Consider the following 805-nt stretch of genomic DNA (forward strand, 5'->3'; position numbering starts at 1 on the left):
CCCCGCCCGCGTCGGTTCCGGCGGCGATCCACACTGACACACCCACGACGAATTGCTTAATCGCTTGAATCGCTGTACGTTGCGAGCCGGGTCTCTCCCTGCGTCCTTCCAGCCCCGTCCGGGCATCAGCAAAGGAACAGGAAGGGGCCGCTGGCCACGCACAACAGCATCCCCCCGCCGGCGCATCCGCGGCCCGGCAGGAAACGATCAGGCCACGCAGGCCCTGGAGCAGACGATGATCCCCGCAAACTCGAAGATCAAGCAGACCACGGTCGAAAAGATCGCAAAGCGCTACCACGTGAGCGGCTCGACCGCCGCCTCCTGGACGCTCGAGGAGACCTTCCCGCCGTGCCTCGACAAGGGCTGGGGCAAGACCCAGCTGTACGACGAGGCAGCCGTCGATGAGTGGGTCCTGGCCCACAAGCCGGAGGCCTGGGTGGTGGCTCACCCCAAGCAGAAGGAGAAGGCCACCGCGCTGCCTGCCGGCGGGCCCAAGGACCTTCTCCCTCTCGACCGCATCGGAGTGCTCGAGGGCCGGTTCCTTTCCCGCGAGCCCACGCCGGTCGCGACCCTGCGCACGTACATCTCCCGAGGCGTGCTCGCCCGGCCCGACCGTCGCGCCGGCGACGGAGGCCAGCCCGAGGTCACCGAGGACATGTGGTTCCGCGAGACGGCCTACAACTACATCACCCGTCCGCGCCGGGTCCGGCGCAAGACCGGCAAGAGCGACGGTGAGCGGAGGGAGCCGAGCGAGTTCCTGCAGCGGTACTTCGAGGAGAACCCGGGCCTGCTCACCCTCGAGAAG

Annotated in this window: 1 pseudogene; it reads left to right on the forward strand. The window is 68.2% G+C overall.

Features of this window, described 5'->3' with window-relative positions:
• Nucleotides 1-235: 235 nt before the first annotated feature.
• Nucleotides 236-805 (forward strand): annotated as a pseudogene (locus ALMP_RS11390) (hypothetical protein); the annotation flags it as partial.

It is taken from the genome of Streptomyces sp. A012304 (assembly GCF_026008495.1).
GTDB lineage: Bacteria > Actinomycetota > Actinomycetes > Streptomycetales > Streptomycetaceae > Streptomyces.